Below are 14820 nucleotides of genomic sequence, written 5' to 3'. Positions count from 1 at the left end.
CACCGGGACTGCCGGTGGCGGGGATCAGCGGGACCGCCGGCTGCGGGCGATCCGGTGATTGACAAGTCTTGCCGCGAGATCGCCGGTCATCTGCACCGATTGTACGATGGCGACGAGAACGATGACGACCGCGATCATCACTTCCGGCATGAAGCGCTGGTAACCGAAGCGGATGCCGAGATCACCAAGCCCGCCGCCGCCAACCGTGCCCGCCATGGCCGAATAACCGATGAGGCTGACCAGCGTGACCGTCTGGCCGGCGACGATGCCGGGCAGCGCCTCCGGCAGAAGCACCTTGAAGATGATCTGCAACGGGCTCGCCCCCATGCTTTCGGCGGCTTCGATCAGGCTCTGGTCCACCTCGCGCATCGCCGCTTCCGCCAGACGGGCGTAGAGTGGTGTGATGGCGACGGTAAGCGGCACGATCGCCGCCGCCGTACCAACCGTCGTCCCAGCGAGTAGCCGGGTGAAGGGAATGATCGCGACCATCAGGATGATGAAAGGTGTGGAGCGGATGAGGTTCACGACTGTGCCCAGCACCTTGTTGAACACTGGCCGTTCCAGAAACTGGCCGGGCGCGGTGACGACCAGTAGAATGCCAAGGGGCAGGCCGATCAACGTCGACAGAACCGCCGAGGCGGCGACCATCGTCACCGTCTGCTGGAGCGAGGCGAGCAGCAGATTAACGAGTGCCGGGGGCAGCAGATCGGACAGCATGGCCGATGACCTCTCCGTGAAGACCGAGGGATTGCAGATAGGACAGGACGGCGGGCAGCCGGGGCTCGCCGCCCTGGGCGATGAGCGTCATGATGCCGAGCGGTTTGCCGCCGATGTAATCGATGCGCCCATGCAGGATATTGGGGCGAATGCCGAAGCGCTCGACCAGCGTCGCGACGACCGGATCATGGGCCGAAGCACCGGTAAACGTGATGCGCAGCACCGGATCGGTGGCGTCTGATGCATCGGCCTGCAGGCGGGCGGCGACCTCTTCCGGCAGATCGTGGGCAACGATGCTGGAGAGGAACGAGCGGGCGACGGTCGATTGCGGAAAGGCGAAGACGCCGAAGGTCGGCCCTGTTTCAGCAATGCGACCGCCTTCCAGAACCGTGACGTGATCGGCAATCTGGCGAACCACGTCCATTTCATGGGTAATCAGAACGATGCTGATGCCGGTGCGGCGATTGATGTCGGCGAGCAGCGTCAGGATCTGTTCCGTCGTTTCCGGGTCGAGCGCGGAGGTCGCCTCGTCGGAGAGCAGAACGGAAGGTTCGAGCGCCAGCGCCCGTGCGATGCCGACGCGCTGTTTCTGGCCGCCGGACAGCTCCACGGGGTAGCTGTCGGCCTTGCCGCCAAGGCCGACGAGTTTCAGCAGCTCCGGCACCTTGCGGTGGATGAGATCCTTCGGGACGCCGGCGATTTCGAGCGGCAGGGCTACGTTACCGGCAGCCGTGCGGGACGACAGGAGACTGAAATGCTGGAAGATCATCGCGATGTCGCGCCGCGCTGCACGCAGCGTTGGTCCGCGAAGGCCGGTGATTTCGCGGCCGCCGACGAAAATGCGACCGGAGGTCGGGCTGACCAGCCCGTTCAGGCACCGCACCAGCGTGCTTTTTCCCGCACCCGAACGGCCGATGATGCCGTGGATCGAGCCCTTTTCGACGCTGAGGGAAACGTCATCGAGAACAGGGCCTGCCTTCGGATCGTAGACCTTTGTCAGGGACCGGACTTCGATGACCGGCGAGCGCTGTTCCGGGGAGGGCGCTTCGGTCCTCCGGGTCGGGCTGTCGTCGGTTGCGGTGCGTGCCAGAACGTTCATCTTACCAGCCTGCGATCACGTTGCCGGCGAAGGTCTTCTCGATCGCGGCCTTCACTTCCGGCGACTTGTAGGAGTCGACAAGCGTCTTCACCCAGGGCGCATCCTTGTTCTTTTCGGCCACTGCGATCAGGCAGAAATATTCCGAAAGCTGGTCTTCGATCAGGATGCCATCCTTCTTCGGATTCAGGCCGGCCGACAAGGCGAAATGCGAGGTGATGACCGAGAAATCGACATCTTCCAGCGAGCGCGGAAGCTGGGCGGTTTCCATCGGGATCAGCTTGATCTTCTTGGGGTTTTCGATGATGTCGAGTTCGGTCGCCTTGTAGGTGATGCCGGGCGTCAGCTTGATGAGGCCGCCGGCTTCCAGAAGCTTGAGCGCGCGGCCGCCGTTCGACGGGTCGTTCGGGATCGTCACCTGTGCACCTTCCGGCAGGTCGGCCAGCGACTTGTACTTCTTCGAATAGCCGGCCATGGGCAGCAGCACCGTCTTGCCGCCGACGGCCACGAGTTTCAGGCCACGATCCCTGTTCTGCTGGTCGAGATAGGGCGTATGCTGGAAGCCGTTGGCGTCGAGATCGCCGTCATTGGTGGCGGGGTCGATCAGAGAGCCGTCGGAAAACTCCACAAGCTTGATGTCGAGGCCCTTTGCCTTGGCGACCGGCACGAGCGCTTCCGCGATCTGCGCGTGTGGGCCGGCGGTGACGCCGAACTTGATCGTTTCCGCGAGCGCCGCCGTCTGGCTGACGACGAGCAAGGCGAGCGCGGAAACCGCACCGGCGATGAATTTGGCATGACGCATGGGTAGTCTGTTCCTTTCTGGGGTGTCAGTGCGCCGGTTCAGGGTCGGGAACGACCTTGCCGGGATTGAGAATGCCAAGCGGATCAAGCGCCACCTTGAGGCTTCGCATGAGGGCGACGGCTTCGGCGCCGTGTTCGGCTTCAAGATACTTGCGTTTGCCGAGCCCGATGCCATGTTCGCCGCTGGCGGTGCCGCCTGCGGCGATGGCCCGCTCGACGATGCGGCCGGAAACTTCGGCAACCTGTTCAGCTTCTTCGGGCAGATATTTGAAAACACAATGGAAATTTCCATCGCCGACATGGCCGACAATGTAAGCGGTGAGGCCGGAGCGATCGACGTCCGCGCGGGTTTCGAGAATGACATCGGCAAGGGCTGAAATGGGCACGCAGACATCGCTCGGCCATGACGTGGAGCCGGGCCGCTCGCCCCGCGCCCAGGATAGTACGTCGCGGCGGGTCTCCCACAGACGTACCGTACCTTCACCGGGTCCGGGCCATTGCAGCGGCGTGCCGCCATGCTCGGAAACGATGGCGGCAATGGTGTCCGACAGTGCGGCGATTTCGCTTTGGGTGCCGTGGAATTCGAAGAACAGGGTTGGCAGGGCCGGAAGCTGCCATGTGCCACGCCGGTTGATGACGCCGACGAGTGGCTGGTCGAGAAGTTCGACGCGTCCGATGGCAAGGCCGGCACGCTTGATATCGATGACGGCATTGACCGCACCGGCAAGCGTCGCAAAGCCCGCATGGGCGGAGATGGCATCGGGGATCGGATGCAGCCGGATTGCGATTTCGGTGACGATGCCGAGCGTGCCTTCCGCGCCGACAAAGAGCCGGGTCAGGTCATAACCGGAGGAGGATTTGCGGGCGAGTGAGCCGGTTTTGACAATGTTGCCATCCGCCGTCACGACGGTGAGGCCGAGAACATTTTCGCGCATCACGCCATAGCGAACCGCATTGGTGCCGGAGGCACCGGTAGAGGTCATGCCGCCGATGGAGGCGTTTGCGCCGGGATCAACCGGAAAGAACAGACCGGTATCGCGCAGCACGCGGTTAAGATCGAGCCGACGCACGCCGGCGCCGACGCGGGCGATCATGTCATCGGCGCGAACTTCGATGATCTGGTCCAACCGGGCGGTATCAAGTGAAATGCCGCCTTGAATCGGAATGGCGCCGCCTTCCAGCCCCGAACCCGCCCCGAAGGCGGTGATCGGCACGCGATAGCGTGCAGCGATCTTGACGATTTCGGCGACCTCTGCGGTCGTTTCCGGTGAAACGACGATCTGCGGCCGATGGCGATCATGGTGGCTTTCGTCACCGGCATGCAGGTCGAGCACAGAGAGGCCGGTCGAGGCGCGTGCGCCGAGCAATGTCTTCAGTTCGGCGATGGCGAGTTCGGTTGTCTCAGTGGATAGGCGAGCGTTCACGATGCAGCCCTCCAGCCTTCGCCGTCGCGCCAGTGGCGCAAGCGGTCGATGGCTTCCAACAGTGTTTCGGCTTTTTTAGCGAAGCAGAAGCGAACATGGCTTTTGATATCGCAGGCGCCATAGAAGGAGGAGATCGGCACCGGCGTCACGCCCGCCTCAAGTGTCAGGCGGCGGCTGAAGGCGAGATCGTCGCCGCCCGCGTCGAGGTCGCTGATATCAGCCACGGCGAAATAGGTGGCGGACACATCGGCAATCTGAAAGCCGGCCTGACGCAGGCCGCCGACCAGCAGGTCGCGGCGCTCGGCAAGAGCCGCGCGCAGGCCGGTGAAATAGCTGTCGGGCAGGTTCAGCCCGGCGGCGACCGCCACCTGCAACGCCGGCGGCGTGGTGAAGGTGATATATTGATGGGCGCGGGCAATCGGCTGCAAAAGCTTTGCGTCCGCGGTGACATAGCCCACCTTCCAGCCGGTGACGGAAAAGCTCTTGCCGGCTGAGCCAATGCGCACGACGCGGTCGCGAATGCCTTCGACCGCAAAGAGCGAGTGGAAGGGGCGGCTGTCGAAGACGAGGTGTTCATAGACCTCGTCGGCGACAATGATGAGATCGTGCCTGACGGCGATCTCCGCCAGGAAGGCGAGTTCCGAGGGGTCGAAGATCTTGCCGATCGGGTTCATCGGTGTATTGACGACAATCAGCTTCGTTTTCGGCGTGATCGCGTCGAGCAGCCTGTCGCGCGGCAGTTCCCATTCCGGCGGCGCAAGGCGCACCGGCACCACCACGCCGCCCGCCCGGCGAATGACCGTGGCATAGGCGTCGTAAACGGGTTCGAAGACAATTACTTCATCGTCCTGATCGAGCAGTGCCAGGAACGTGTCGGAAAGCGCTTCGGTCGCCCCGGAGGTGACAAGCACCTCGCGCTCCCAGTCAATGTCGAGGTTGAGGAAGCGCTTGGCGTTATCGGCCACTGCCTTGCGAAGAACCGGCAGGCCGAGCATCGGCGGATATTGATGCAGTCCGTCACGAAGCGCCCGGACGGCAGCCTCGATCAGCGCTTCCGGTTCGAATCCTTCAGGGAAACCCTGACCGAGATTTATCGCGCCCGTTTCCGCGGAAAGCCGGGACATGGACTCGAAAATGGAAGTGCCGGTTCCGGCAAAGACAGGGTTGATCATGGTGCGCCACGCGAATGCTTCAGACGCAACAATGAATAAAATCTACCTATTAAATCGACAAAGTAATTTATATCGTTTCGCAGGTATTTTCGGAAACGGTATTTCAAATGACTCTATTTGGAGAGGGGCTTCCGACCCGGCCATGTCAACTCACCGGCGCATGCCCTCGGCAAGACGCTGTTCAAGCCACCGGCTGTAGCGCGACGCACCAAAGCAGATGGCGAAGTAGACCGTCGCCACGACGAGATAGGCTTCGTTGTAAAAGCCGAGCCAGACAGGGTCGGCCGCCGAGGCGCGGGCGGCGTTGAGCAGATCGAAAATGCCGATGACGGCCAGTAGCGAGGTTGCGAGCAGGAAGCCGATGGCGAGATTGACCATGCCGGGAATGACGATCCTCAAGGCCTGCGGCAATACAATTAGCTGCTGTACCCGCCAGTAGCTGAGGCCAAGCGCCGTTGCAGCTTCAGCCTGTCCGCGCGGAATGGCCTGCAGACCGGCGCGGATGACCTCGGCGATATAGGCGGACCAAAACAGGGTGATCATGATCATGGCCCGCAACATCTTGTCGACCGACAGGCTTTCGGGTAGCGCCATCGGCACGATCAGCATGGCGATGTAGAGAATGCCCACCATCGGTGTGCCGCGCATCGCCTCGATATAGGCGATCGAGAAGGTTCTAAGACCACCGAGCCGTGAGCGACGTCCAAGCGCCAGAAGCACGGCGATTGGGGTGGCGGCGGCGAAACAGACCGCCCAGACAAACAGCGTGACCGGCAATCCGCCCCACTGGTTGGACGGAATGGGTGTTGCCGTGAAAGCACCTTCCAGCAGAAGCCAGCAGAATGCCACCGAAGCCGGCCATGCCGCCAGAAGCTTCCAACCCCAGAAGCGGGGAACGGCGCTCGCGACAAGAAGTGCGGCGAGGGCGACGATCACCAGCAGCGGCCGCCATTGCAGCTCGGGCGGGTAAAAGGCGAAGAGGATGAAGCGAAGCTTGGCGCCGACAAAGGCCCAGCAGGCGCCGTCGCGCGCGCAGGCGTCGGACGTGCCGGTAAATGTCGCGTCCAGCACTGCCCAGCGGATAAGCGGCAGCACGATCTGCCCCAGCAGAAACGCGATGACGATGGTGACGATGGTATTGTACCGCGTTCCGAACAGGCCTTGCCAAAGCCGGGATGAAAGACGTCCGGCGCGCCCGCGCAGGCTCCGAGGACGGGATGAAGTGTTCATCGCGACATCCCTCGCATCGCCATGCGGCTGTTATAGGTGTTCATCAGCGCGGAGAGGGAGATGTTGATGGTGAGAAATGTGCCGATGAGGATCATCAGCGCCTCCATCGATTGCCCGGTCGTGTTGGCCGTGGTGTTGATGATGCTGACGAGATCGGGAAAACCGATGGCCACGGCAAGGCTCGAATCCTTGGTCAGGTCGAGATAGCTTGAGGTCGTCAGGGGCGTGATGACGCGCAACGCCTGGGGCAGCACAATCAGCCGGATGATATGGCCATTGTGAAGACCAAGGGCGCGTGCCGCCTCCCACTGGCCGGCGCCGACCGACTGGATGCCCGCCCGCACTATCTCGGCAATCAGCGCGGCAAACTTCACGACGAGGCCCGTCAGCAGTGCGGCGAATTCCGGCGAAAGGTTCAGGCCGCCGCGAATGTTGAAGCCGGACAGGGCGGGTAATTCCACCACCGGGCGCGCGCCTGAGATCGCGACAGCGACAATCGTGGTTACAAGCGTTGCCACCACGATCACCGTCGCCGTTCGCCGATTGAGGGGCCTGATGCGCTGTGCGATGATGAGAAGGGCCGCGATAGCGGCCGCCCCCGCCACAAGGCTACCGGCGAGACCGAGCGCCCCGCCTTCCAGCCATAGCGATGGCAGGTAGACGCCGCGATTGGTGAGAAAGACCGATCCGAGCAAGAGCGTCGCCTGTCGGGGGGCGGGGAGTGCCTTGGCTAGCGAGATCCAGAAGAAAAGCTGTAGTAAAAGCGGAGTGTTGCGAATGACCTCGACATAGCAGCGGATCAACTTCGACAGCAGCAGGTTGGAAGACAGTCCGGCCACGCCAATGGCGACGCCGAAGACCGTCGCCAGCCCGCAGCCGAGCAGCGACACTTTCAGGGTGTTGAGAAGCCCGGCGAAGATGGCGCGCAGATAGCTGTCCCCGGCCTGGAACGGGATGACACTTTCGCCGATTTCGAAATTGGCCGAACTGTAGAGAAAGGTAAAGCCGGGCATAATGCCGATCCTCGCCATGGTGTCCACGACGTTATGGATGAGTAGCACGGTCAAGAGAGCGAATATGGCCAGAAAGGCGAGCTGGCCCTTCGGCCAGCCGCCCCACCATATCCGAATTTTACGGAGGGTGCCGGGCCGCACAGGGCCCGGTGTCGTGTCGGGGGACATGGTTGCGTTCGTCATTTCAACGGAACGGTGGCGAATAGAGCAGGCCGCCTGCGGTCCAAAGGTTGTTGTAGCCGCGATCCCAGCCCAGCGGCTTCAGGTTACGGTCGAAGATCTCACCGTAATTGCCGACCGTCTTGATGACATTGTAGGCCCACTTGGGATCGAGGCCGAGGGCTTCGCCGAACGACTTGTCAACGCCGAGGAAGCGTTGGATGGCCGGATCTTCCGATTTCAGGAATTCATCGACATTCTTCGAGGTGATGCCCCATTCCTCGGCCTGGATCGTGGCATTGACCGTCCAGTTGACGATTTCCAGCCAGCGATCATCGCCACCGGCAATGGCGGGGGCAAGCGGCTCCTTGGAGAGGCGTTCCGGCAGAAGCACGTAATCATCCGGCTTCTTGAGCTGCGTGCGCTTGCCCACAAGATCCGAGCTGTCCTGCGTGATGGCATCGACGCGGCCGGATTCGAGCGCTGCGATGAACTGCCCGGTATCCTCGATCGTAACGGCCTTGAAGGTTTTGCCGGTCTTGCGGAAGAAGTCGGCGACGTTCAGTTCGCCGGTCGTGCCGCTCTGGGCACCGATGGTCGCGCCATCGAGATCGGCTGCTTTCGTCACGCCGAGATCCTTGCGGACCAGAATGCCCTGACCGTCATAGAACACCGTCGGGCCGAAGTGGAAGCCGAGTTTGAAGGCGCGGGTGGCTGTGACCGTCACACCCGAAAGCAGGACGTCGAATTCACCGCTCTGGAGCGCGGGAAGGCGCTGCTGCGGCGAGGAACTGGTGAACTCGACCTTATCGGGCGAGCCGAAGACCGTGATCGACAGGGCGCGGCCGAAATCGATGAAGAAACCCTGCCATTTACCGTTGCTGTCTGGCGCGAAGAAGCCGGGCGTTGTGCCGACACCGACCTTGATCGTGCCGCGCTGGCTGATCTTGTCAAGCGTTGGACCGGCATGGGCGAGACCGGACAACATGGTTGTCGCCACGAAGCCCGCGGCTGCAGCCGACTGAATCGTCCACCGGAAGGTCTTGTTCTTTATCATATTGCAACGCCTTTCTTTATCAAGTTCGCGCCTCCCGCCGGGAGTGTCTCTGCCGCTTCAGGAGTTGTCTTGAAGTTATCTACAAAAATAGTGTATTAAAGAAACCGCCGACTAAAATTGCTCAAAAGAAGAGCAAATTGCTTCCTTCGTGAGCGTGCGGTTTCGTCACCGACCGGGCCGGTGCAGCTTATCGGGGCTTAATTTTCTACTGAAAATGTCGAAAATGAACCGCAATGTCTGTGGCAGACGCTTGCGTCACAATGAAGTTGCGCTTCATCAAGCTGAACAGGTGTGTGGCCAGCGTTGCAGAGTGCCTCAGCCATCGAACGAGGCGGTCGCCGAAGTCGAGGCCCGCGCCGAGGCGTTGAAATTGGCGCTGCGTGCTTTCTGGTGGTGTTTCGGTCGTCACGATGAATAAGGGTGACGCCCGCAGCGGTGCGACAGTGACATCGGCAACCGCGCGTTCTGTCGAGCCGCTACGCATGCTGGTTCTGCTCACAAGACCTTCAACACCTGGCCGGTGGTCGAGCAGCTCGGCCATTTCAGCGTCAATATTCCGGGCGCGGTGGATGAGGATGTCGCCAACTGTTTCGTGGGTCGCGGCGGTCTCAAGGGCATTGATCGCTACCACGGTGAGGAATGGACGACGTTGGACACCGGTGCCCCAGTTCCGGCGGATGCGTTGGCGGTCGTGCCGTTGCAGTGACATCGAAAACGGCGTGTCGCTCGGCTATTGGGACGATCGCTACGTCTCGATCTGACGGCGCGCGCATCGTTTGATGCATGAAGGCTGGCACCTGGTGCGCGGCGCTGCCCAGCGTAGTCAATTGCGGTCCCCGGCCATTGTCGCCGGCGGCGCCCAACAGAAAACCTTGCAGCCGCTTTTCCTTGGAAGGCGCCTGCAAGGCTAGTTTTGCTTTTACACCGGGCGATGCCGCTCCGATCCATTCAGAGCCTGTTGTTGCGGGCGGCAATCTGCTCCGCGAGATAGGCCGCATCGTGCCAGACACCCCAGATGAAGGGTGAGGCGCGGCGCGAGAGCCAGGCGAGGCCGAGGAAGTAGAGGCCGGGCACCTCCGCAACACCCTTTTTGTGCTTGGGCAGACCCTTGGCGTCGAACGCATCAATCTTCATCCAGCCGAAGTCCAGCGCATAGCCGGTTGCCCAGACGATGGAGGTAACGCCAGCCTTAGCGAGATCGAGTTCGCGCAGCGGGTTCGTCACGCAGATTGGGTCGGGCAGCATGGCGCGGGCTTCCGGTTCCTCCGGCCAGTCCAGCCCTTCCCGCGCGATGTAGGCGTCGGCGGCATCCATCATTGCCAGAAGGTTGGCGTCACCCAGCGCTATGTTGCGGGCGAGATCGTCTGCAAACCGCATGACGCCGTTTTCAAAGGCTTCGGCCCGACCGACGAGCGTAATGCCATCGGCGGCAAGGGCGCGGAAGTCGACGGTGTGGCCGCCGCGGGCGCCGCTGACGGCAATGGTGACGTGTTCCATGCCGGGCTGGATGGCTTCGGCGTTCCACATGCCGAGTGCGCCAAGCCACCAGACGAAATCCTTGCCGCGATAGCGGCGCGGCGGGCGATCATGCGGGCCGACCGCGAGGTAGACGGTCTTGCCGGCGCGGCGCAACTCATCGGCGATCTGCACGCCCGAGGAACCGGCGCCGATGACGAGAACAGCACCTTCCGGCAGTTGTGCGGGGTTGCGATAGCTTGCGGAATGGATCTGGGTGATGCCGGCTTCGGCTGGCACGACCGTCGGAATGATCGGGCGCTGAAAGGGGCCGGTGGCGGCAACAACGTTGCGCGCTTCGATGACACCCTCTGAGGTCTCGGCCCGGAAGCCGGAGCCATCCGGCTTGTGGTGAAGCGCCGTCACTTCCACACCGCAATGGATAGGCGCCTTGATCTGTTCGCAATAGGCCGTGAGGTAATCAACGATGCCGCCCGCAGTCACAAAGCCGTCCGGATCAATGTTCGGGAAAGTCATGTTCGGAAATCGATCATGCCAGGCCGGTCCATTCGCCACCAGCGAATCCCAGCGTTCCGAACGCCAGCGCTCGGCAATCCGGTTACGCTCGACAATGAGATGTGGCACGCCCTGCGCGCTCAGATGCTCGCTCATGGCAATGCCAGCCTGACCGCCACCGATGATTAATGTGTCGACTTCATTCACGGACATGCTCGGCTTCCTCTTTGGAATTCGTGGACATTCAGCCTCTTTGGCCAAGGTCTGTTCTCGAACCTAGTGGAAAGCCTGCATCGGCAAAATAATGATTTAAATCGCCATTGCTTAGGTTTTTCATAAGTAGTGATGATGCGAGGGCACCGCCGGAAGGGCTCCCGTCTGTTTCGGATTTGCTGAAGCAGTCTCTCCAAAAAGACTCGTTTTCCAAAAGCTATGCATCTCGTATCGTGAGAATGGAAAACGCAGGGAGGCATCCGTGAGTGATTGGGTGGAATGGGGCACGCCGCAGAAGCGGCCGAGCCAATACGACGTTCTTTTCGAGCCGGTGAAAATCGGTCCCGTTACGGCGCGCAACCGCTTTTATCAGGTGCCCCATTGCAATGGCATGGGGTATCGCGATCCGACTGCGCTTGCACACATGCGCGGCGTGAAGGCGGAAGGCGGCTGGGGTGTGGTCTGCACCGAGCAGGTGGAGTTTCACTACACCTCGGAAATCACACCGTTCATCGAACTGCGCCTGTGGGATGACCGCGATATTCCTGCGCTTTCGCGCATGGTGGACAAGATCCATGAGGGCGGGTCGCTGGCCGGGATCGAGTTGGCCTATAACGGCATGAACGGCCCGAACCTTTATACCCGCGAAGTGCCGATGGGCCCGGCGCATCTGCCGGTCGCCACCTTCACCTATGATCCGGTGCAGGCGCGACGCATGGATATGCAGGACATCCGCAACATCCGCAAATGGCATCTCGAGGCGGTGAGGCGGGCCAAGCGCGCCGGCTTTGACCTCATTTATGTCTATGCCGCCCATGCGCTCGGCTTTCTGCATCACTTCCTGTCGCGGCGTTACAACACCCGCACGGATGAATATGGCGGTCCGATCGAGAACCGCATCCGTCTGCTGCGTGAAATCACCGAAGATACCAAGGCGGCGGTGGGTGATACCTGCGCCGTGCCGATCCGCATTTCCACCGACGAGCTTCTGGGCGAGGGGGGGCTCTACAAGGAGGAGGTAGAGGACATGATCGGCATCATGGCCGATCTGCCCGATCTTTGGGACGTGACGCTCGCCGGTTGGGAAAATGATAGCCGTACCTCGCGCTTCGCGGAAGAGGGGGCGCAAGAACCGTTCATCATGGGCGTCAAGCGGTTGACTTCCAAGCCGGTGGTCGGCGTCGGGCGCTACACCTCGGTGGACCGCATGGTCAGCCTCGTCAACAAGGGCGTTCTCGATCTCATTGGCGCTGCAAGGCCGTCGATTGCCGATCCCTTTCTGCCGAAGAAGATCGAGGAAGGCCGGTTCGACGATATACGCGAATGCATCGGCTGCAACATCTGTGTTTCCGGCGATTTCACCATGTCACCGGTGCGCTGCACCCAGAACCCGACCATGGCCGAGGAGTGGCGCAAGGGCTGGCATCCGGAAAAGGTCCGCAAGGCGCGCTCCGAAAAGCCCGTTTTGATCGTCGGCGGCGGTCCGGCTGGGCTGGAGGCGGCGCAGACACTCGGCAAGCGCGGTTATCCGGTTCTTTTGGCCGAAGCCGGAACGGAGCTGGGTGGCCGCGCCCTGCAGGAAGCGAAGTTGCCCGGTCTTTCGGCCTGGGTGCGCGTTGCGGATTACCGCAAGCTGCAACTCAACCAACTCGCCAATGTCGAAACCTATTTCGATAGCCGGCTGACGGCGGATGACGTGCTGGCTTTCGGTGTACCGCGCATCGCCATTGCCACCGGCGCGACCTGGCGCAAGGATGGCGTGGGCCATCTCCACACCCAGCCGATTGCGATTGCCGAAGGCGCCGAGGTGCTCTGTCCGTCCGATCTGATGGCGGGCGTGTTGCCCAAGGGCAAGCGCGTGCTCGTGTGGGATGATGATCATTACTACATGGGCGGTGTGATGGCCGAGCTTCTGGCGGAGAAGGGCTATGAGACGCTCTATCTCACGCCGGCGTCCGAAGCCTCGACCTGGACGCGCAACACGATGGAGCAGCACTTCATCCAGAAGCGGTTGATCGAAAAGGGTGTTTCGATCCGCAATTTCACCGCTGTCGATGCAATCGCGGCGGGTGAAGCGACTATATCCTGCATGTTCACCGGCCGGCAGGAAAGGCTGGAGGCTGACGCGGTGGTGCTTGTCACCGCCCGTCTGCCGAACGAGGCGCTGTTCCTCGACCTCAAGGCCCGCGCGGCGGAATGGGCCGACGCCGGCATCGAAAGCATCACCGCCATCGGCGATGCGTTGGCGCCTGCGACCATTGCCCATGCCACTTACGCCGGCCGTCGCTATGCCGAGGAACTGGATGGCGAGCCGCTGGCCGATGGCGCACTGCCGTTCAAGCGCGAAATCACCGAACTTCTCCCGCTCTGACGACCTGTTTCAAAGACTTATTCAAAGGAATGATCATGCTTTCTTTCAAACTCGACATGCCGCGCGAAACTCTCGACGATTGGGGTTCCCCGGAAGACATCGGCGCCGCAACCGTTGAAGGCCCCATCAAATGCGCCGGCAAGCTGCTTTACGGCACGTTCGAAAGCGCCGTTTCGGGCGGGCTCTACAGTGCCACGAAGGGCAAGTATCGCGTGACCTATCCCTTTCACGAGCATGCGACACTGCTTGATGGCGAACTGGCCATTACCGACGAGGCGACCGGCGAAACGGTTCTTTACGGTCCCGGCGAAAGCTGGATCATTGCCAAGGGGGCGACCGTGCTGTGGGACATCCGCTCGGATGCAATCCGCAAGAGCTATCTTGCGACGACGGTTGATCTGTGATCGCCTGATCGCATGACAAACGCCTATGACATCCTCGAACGGCTGATCGCCTTTCCCTCTGTCAGCCGCGATGGCAACATCGATCTGATCCGCTATGTTGACGCCGTTCTTGCCGAAGCTGGTATCGAAAGCCGGCTCTACCCCTCGGAGAGCGGTGATCGTGCGTCGCTCTTTGCCACCGTCGGCCCGCTGGGGGCAGGCGGGGTCGTTCTCTCCGGCCACACGGATGTGGTGCCGGTGGATGGGCAGGCATGGACGAGCGATCCCTTCCGGTTGATCGAGCGGGACGGGTTGCTTTATGGTCGCGGCACGACGGATATGAAGGGCTTCGTGGCCTGCGCCATCGAGGCCATGCTGCTGGCGAGGGGGCAGGCGCTTTCCAAGCCGTTGCATCTCGCCCTTTCCTATGATGAGGAAATCGGCTGTGTTGGCGTTCGCCCCATGCTGGCCGAACTTGCCAAGGATGGATTGCGGCCCGAATGGGTGCTGATCGGCGAGCCGACAGCGATGCAGGTTGCCTCCGGCCACAAGGGCAAGCTTGCCGCCCGCGCGACATGCTGTGGGGTTGCCGCCCACTCGGCGCTGGCGCCGACCGGCCTCAACGCCATTCATCTCGCAGCCGACTTTCTGTCGGAAATCCGTGCGCTTCAGGCGGAGCTTGCTGAAACCGGCGCGCGTGACCTCGACTACGATATTCCCTACTCCACCGTTCATGCCGGTGTGATTGCGGGCGGAACGGCGCTCAACATCGTGCCGGAAAGCTGCGCGCTGGATTTCGAGATCCGGAATGTGGCGGAAGACGATCCGAAGCGGCTCATGGAGCGGCTGTTCGACAAGGCCGAGGCGATTTCCAACGTGGCGAGGCAGCGCTTTGCAGGTACCGGCATCACCATCGATGTGGTCAATGATTATCCGGGGCTCGGCGCTTCCGGTAACGGCGAGGTCGTGGCCCGGGGGCTTTCCCTTGCCGGCGCTGGCCGGGCGGTGAAGGTCGCTTTCGGTACGGAAGGCGGGTTGTTTTCGCGGGCGCTGGAGACGCCGGTTCTGGTTTGCGGGCCGGGCAGCATGGAGCAGGGGCACAAGGCCGATGAGTTCGTGTCCCGCGCGCAGATGGAAGCCTGCCGCACAATGCTGGGCCGGCTTGCGGGAACGCTTACCATGTGAGGATGGCTGATCCTTCTGTTTCGGATAA

General features: G+C 61.8%; 13 protein-coding genes. 3 read left to right on the top strand and 10 right to left on the bottom strand.

The window, feature by feature from the left end; all coding sequences use genetic code 11:
• Positions 1-24 precede the first annotated feature (24 nt).
• The 10 genes from GGQ66_RS15365 to GGQ66_RS15320 form a co-directional block, all read right to left on the bottom strand.
• Complete coding sequence (locus tag GGQ66_RS15365; protein WP_183793606.1) at positions 25-717, bottom strand: methionine ABC transporter permease; 693 nt, start codon at positions 715-717, stop codon at positions 25-27.
• Positions 683-1816, bottom strand: coding sequence for a methionine ABC transporter ATP-binding protein (locus tag GGQ66_RS15360; protein WP_183793605.1), 1134 nt, complete (start codon positions 1814-1816; stop codon positions 683-685). The genes GGQ66_RS15365 and GGQ66_RS15360 overlap by 35 nt, the downstream gene beginning before the upstream one ends.
• A 1-nt stretch (position 1817) precedes the next feature.
• Complete coding sequence (locus tag GGQ66_RS15355) at positions 1818-2615, bottom strand: MetQ/NlpA family ABC transporter substrate-binding protein (RefSeq protein WP_183793604.1); 798 nt, start codon at positions 2613-2615, stop codon at positions 1818-1820.
• A gap of 25 nt (positions 2616-2640) precedes the next feature.
• Positions 2641-4038 (bottom strand): FAD-binding oxidoreductase, encoded by a 1398-nt coding sequence (locus GGQ66_RS15350; protein ID WP_183793603.1) that lies wholly within the window; start codon positions 4036-4038, stop codon positions 2641-2643.
• A complete protein-coding gene (locus GGQ66_RS15345) occupies positions 4035-5210 on the bottom strand; it encodes an aminotransferase (RefSeq protein WP_183793602.1) in 1176 nt (391 codons plus the stop codon). The genes GGQ66_RS15350 and GGQ66_RS15345 overlap by 4 nt, the downstream gene beginning before the upstream one ends.
• Positions 5211-5360: 150 nt before the next feature.
• Positions 5361-6440, bottom strand: coding sequence for an amino acid ABC transporter permease (locus tag GGQ66_RS15340; protein ID WP_183793601.1), 1080 nt, complete (start codon positions 6438-6440; stop codon positions 5361-5363).
• The gene (locus GGQ66_RS15335; protein WP_183793600.1) at positions 6437-7621 is read right to left on the bottom strand and encodes an amino acid ABC transporter permease; all 1185 of its coding nucleotides are present in this window, start codon (positions 7619-7621) and stop codon (positions 6437-6439) included. Before GGQ66_RS15335 ends, GGQ66_RS15340 begins: the two co-directional genes overlap by 4 nt.
• A 16-nt stretch (positions 7622-7637) precedes the next feature.
• Positions 7638-8669, bottom strand: a complete 1032-nt coding sequence (locus GGQ66_RS15330) for an amino acid ABC transporter substrate-binding protein (protein WP_183793599.1) — start codon at positions 8667-8669, stop codon at positions 7638-7640.
• A gap of 205 nt (positions 8670-8874) precedes the next feature.
• Positions 8875-9378, bottom strand: coding sequence for a hypothetical protein (locus GGQ66_RS15325; protein WP_183793598.1), 504 nt, complete (start codon positions 9376-9378; stop codon positions 8875-8877).
• A 239-nt stretch (positions 9379-9617) separates the two neighbouring features.
• Positions 9618-10853, bottom strand: coding sequence for a flavin-containing monooxygenase (locus GGQ66_RS15320; RefSeq protein WP_183793597.1), 1236 nt, complete (start codon positions 10851-10853; stop codon positions 9618-9620).
• Between the two features lie 262 nt (positions 10854-11115).
• Between GGQ66_RS15320 and GGQ66_RS23385 the strand changes: the two genes are divergently transcribed.
• Genes GGQ66_RS23385 through argE form a run of 3 tightly spaced genes read left to right on the top strand, consistent with a single transcriptional unit; the run spans position 11116 to position 14792 of the window.
• A complete protein-coding gene (locus tag GGQ66_RS23385) occupies positions 11116-13224 on the top strand; it encodes an oxidoreductase (protein ID WP_370686359.1) in 2109 nt (702 codons plus the stop codon).
• Between the two features lie 35 nt (positions 13225-13259).
• The gene (locus GGQ66_RS15310; protein ID WP_183793596.1) at positions 13260-13628 is read left to right on the top strand and encodes a cupin domain-containing protein; all 369 of its coding nucleotides are present in this window, start codon (positions 13260-13262) and stop codon (positions 13626-13628) included.
• 12 nt (positions 13629-13640) lie between these two features.
• Complete coding sequence (gene argE, locus GGQ66_RS15305; protein ID WP_183793595.1) at positions 13641-14792, top strand: acetylornithine deacetylase; 1152 nt, start codon at positions 13641-13643, stop codon at positions 14790-14792.
• Positions 14793-14820: the final 28 nt, after the last annotated feature.

The organism is Allorhizobium borbori (assembly GCF_014196535.1).
Classification (GTDB): Bacteria; Pseudomonadota; Alphaproteobacteria; order Rhizobiales; family Rhizobiaceae; genus Ectorhizobium; species Ectorhizobium borbori.
This window is presented reverse-complemented; position numbering and strand designations above follow the sequence as displayed.

What these genes read in the sequence shown, in the direction of transcription:
- GGQ66_RS15365 (WP_183793606.1), bottom strand. Translation starts at nt 717, where the DNA reads ATGCTGTCCGATCTGCTGCCCCCGGCACTCGTTAATCTGCTGCTCGCC.
- GGQ66_RS15360 (WP_183793605.1), bottom strand. Translation starts at nt 1,816, where the DNA reads ATGAACGTTCTGGCACGCACCGCAACCGACGACAGCCCGACCCGGAGG.
- GGQ66_RS15355 (WP_183793604.1), bottom strand. Translation starts at nt 2,615, where the DNA reads ATGCGTCATGCCAAATTCATCGCCGGTGCGGTTTCCGCGCTCGCCTTG.
- GGQ66_RS15345 (WP_183793602.1), bottom strand. Translation starts at nt 5,210, where the DNA reads ATGATCAACCCTGTCTTTGCCGGAACCGGCACTTCCATTTTCGAGTCC.
- GGQ66_RS15340 (WP_183793601.1), bottom strand. Translation starts at nt 6,440, where the DNA reads ATGAACACTTCATCCCGTCCTCGGAGCCTGCGCGGGCGCGCCGGACGT.
- GGQ66_RS15335 (WP_183793600.1), bottom strand. Translation starts at nt 7,621, where the DNA reads ATGTCCCCCGACACGACACCGGGCCCTGTGCGGCCCGGCACCCTCCGT.
- GGQ66_RS15330 (WP_183793599.1), bottom strand. Translation starts at nt 8,669, where the DNA reads ATGATAAAGAACAAGACCTTCCGGTGGACGATTCAGTCGGCTGCAGCC.
- GGQ66_RS15325 (WP_183793598.1), bottom strand. Translation starts at nt 9,378, where the DNA reads ATGTCACTGCAACGGCACGACCGCCAACGCATCCGCCGGAACTGGGGC.
- GGQ66_RS15320 (WP_183793597.1), bottom strand. Translation starts at nt 10,853, where the DNA reads ATGTCCGTGAATGAAGTCGACACATTAATCATCGGTGGCGGTCAGGCT.
- GGQ66_RS15310 (WP_183793596.1), top strand. Translation starts at nt 13,260, where the DNA reads ATGCTTTCTTTCAAACTCGACATGCCGCGCGAAACTCTCGACGATTGG.
- argE (WP_183793595.1), top strand. Translation starts at nt 13,641, where the DNA reads ATGACAAACGCCTATGACATCCTCGAACGGCTGATCGCCTTTCCCTCT.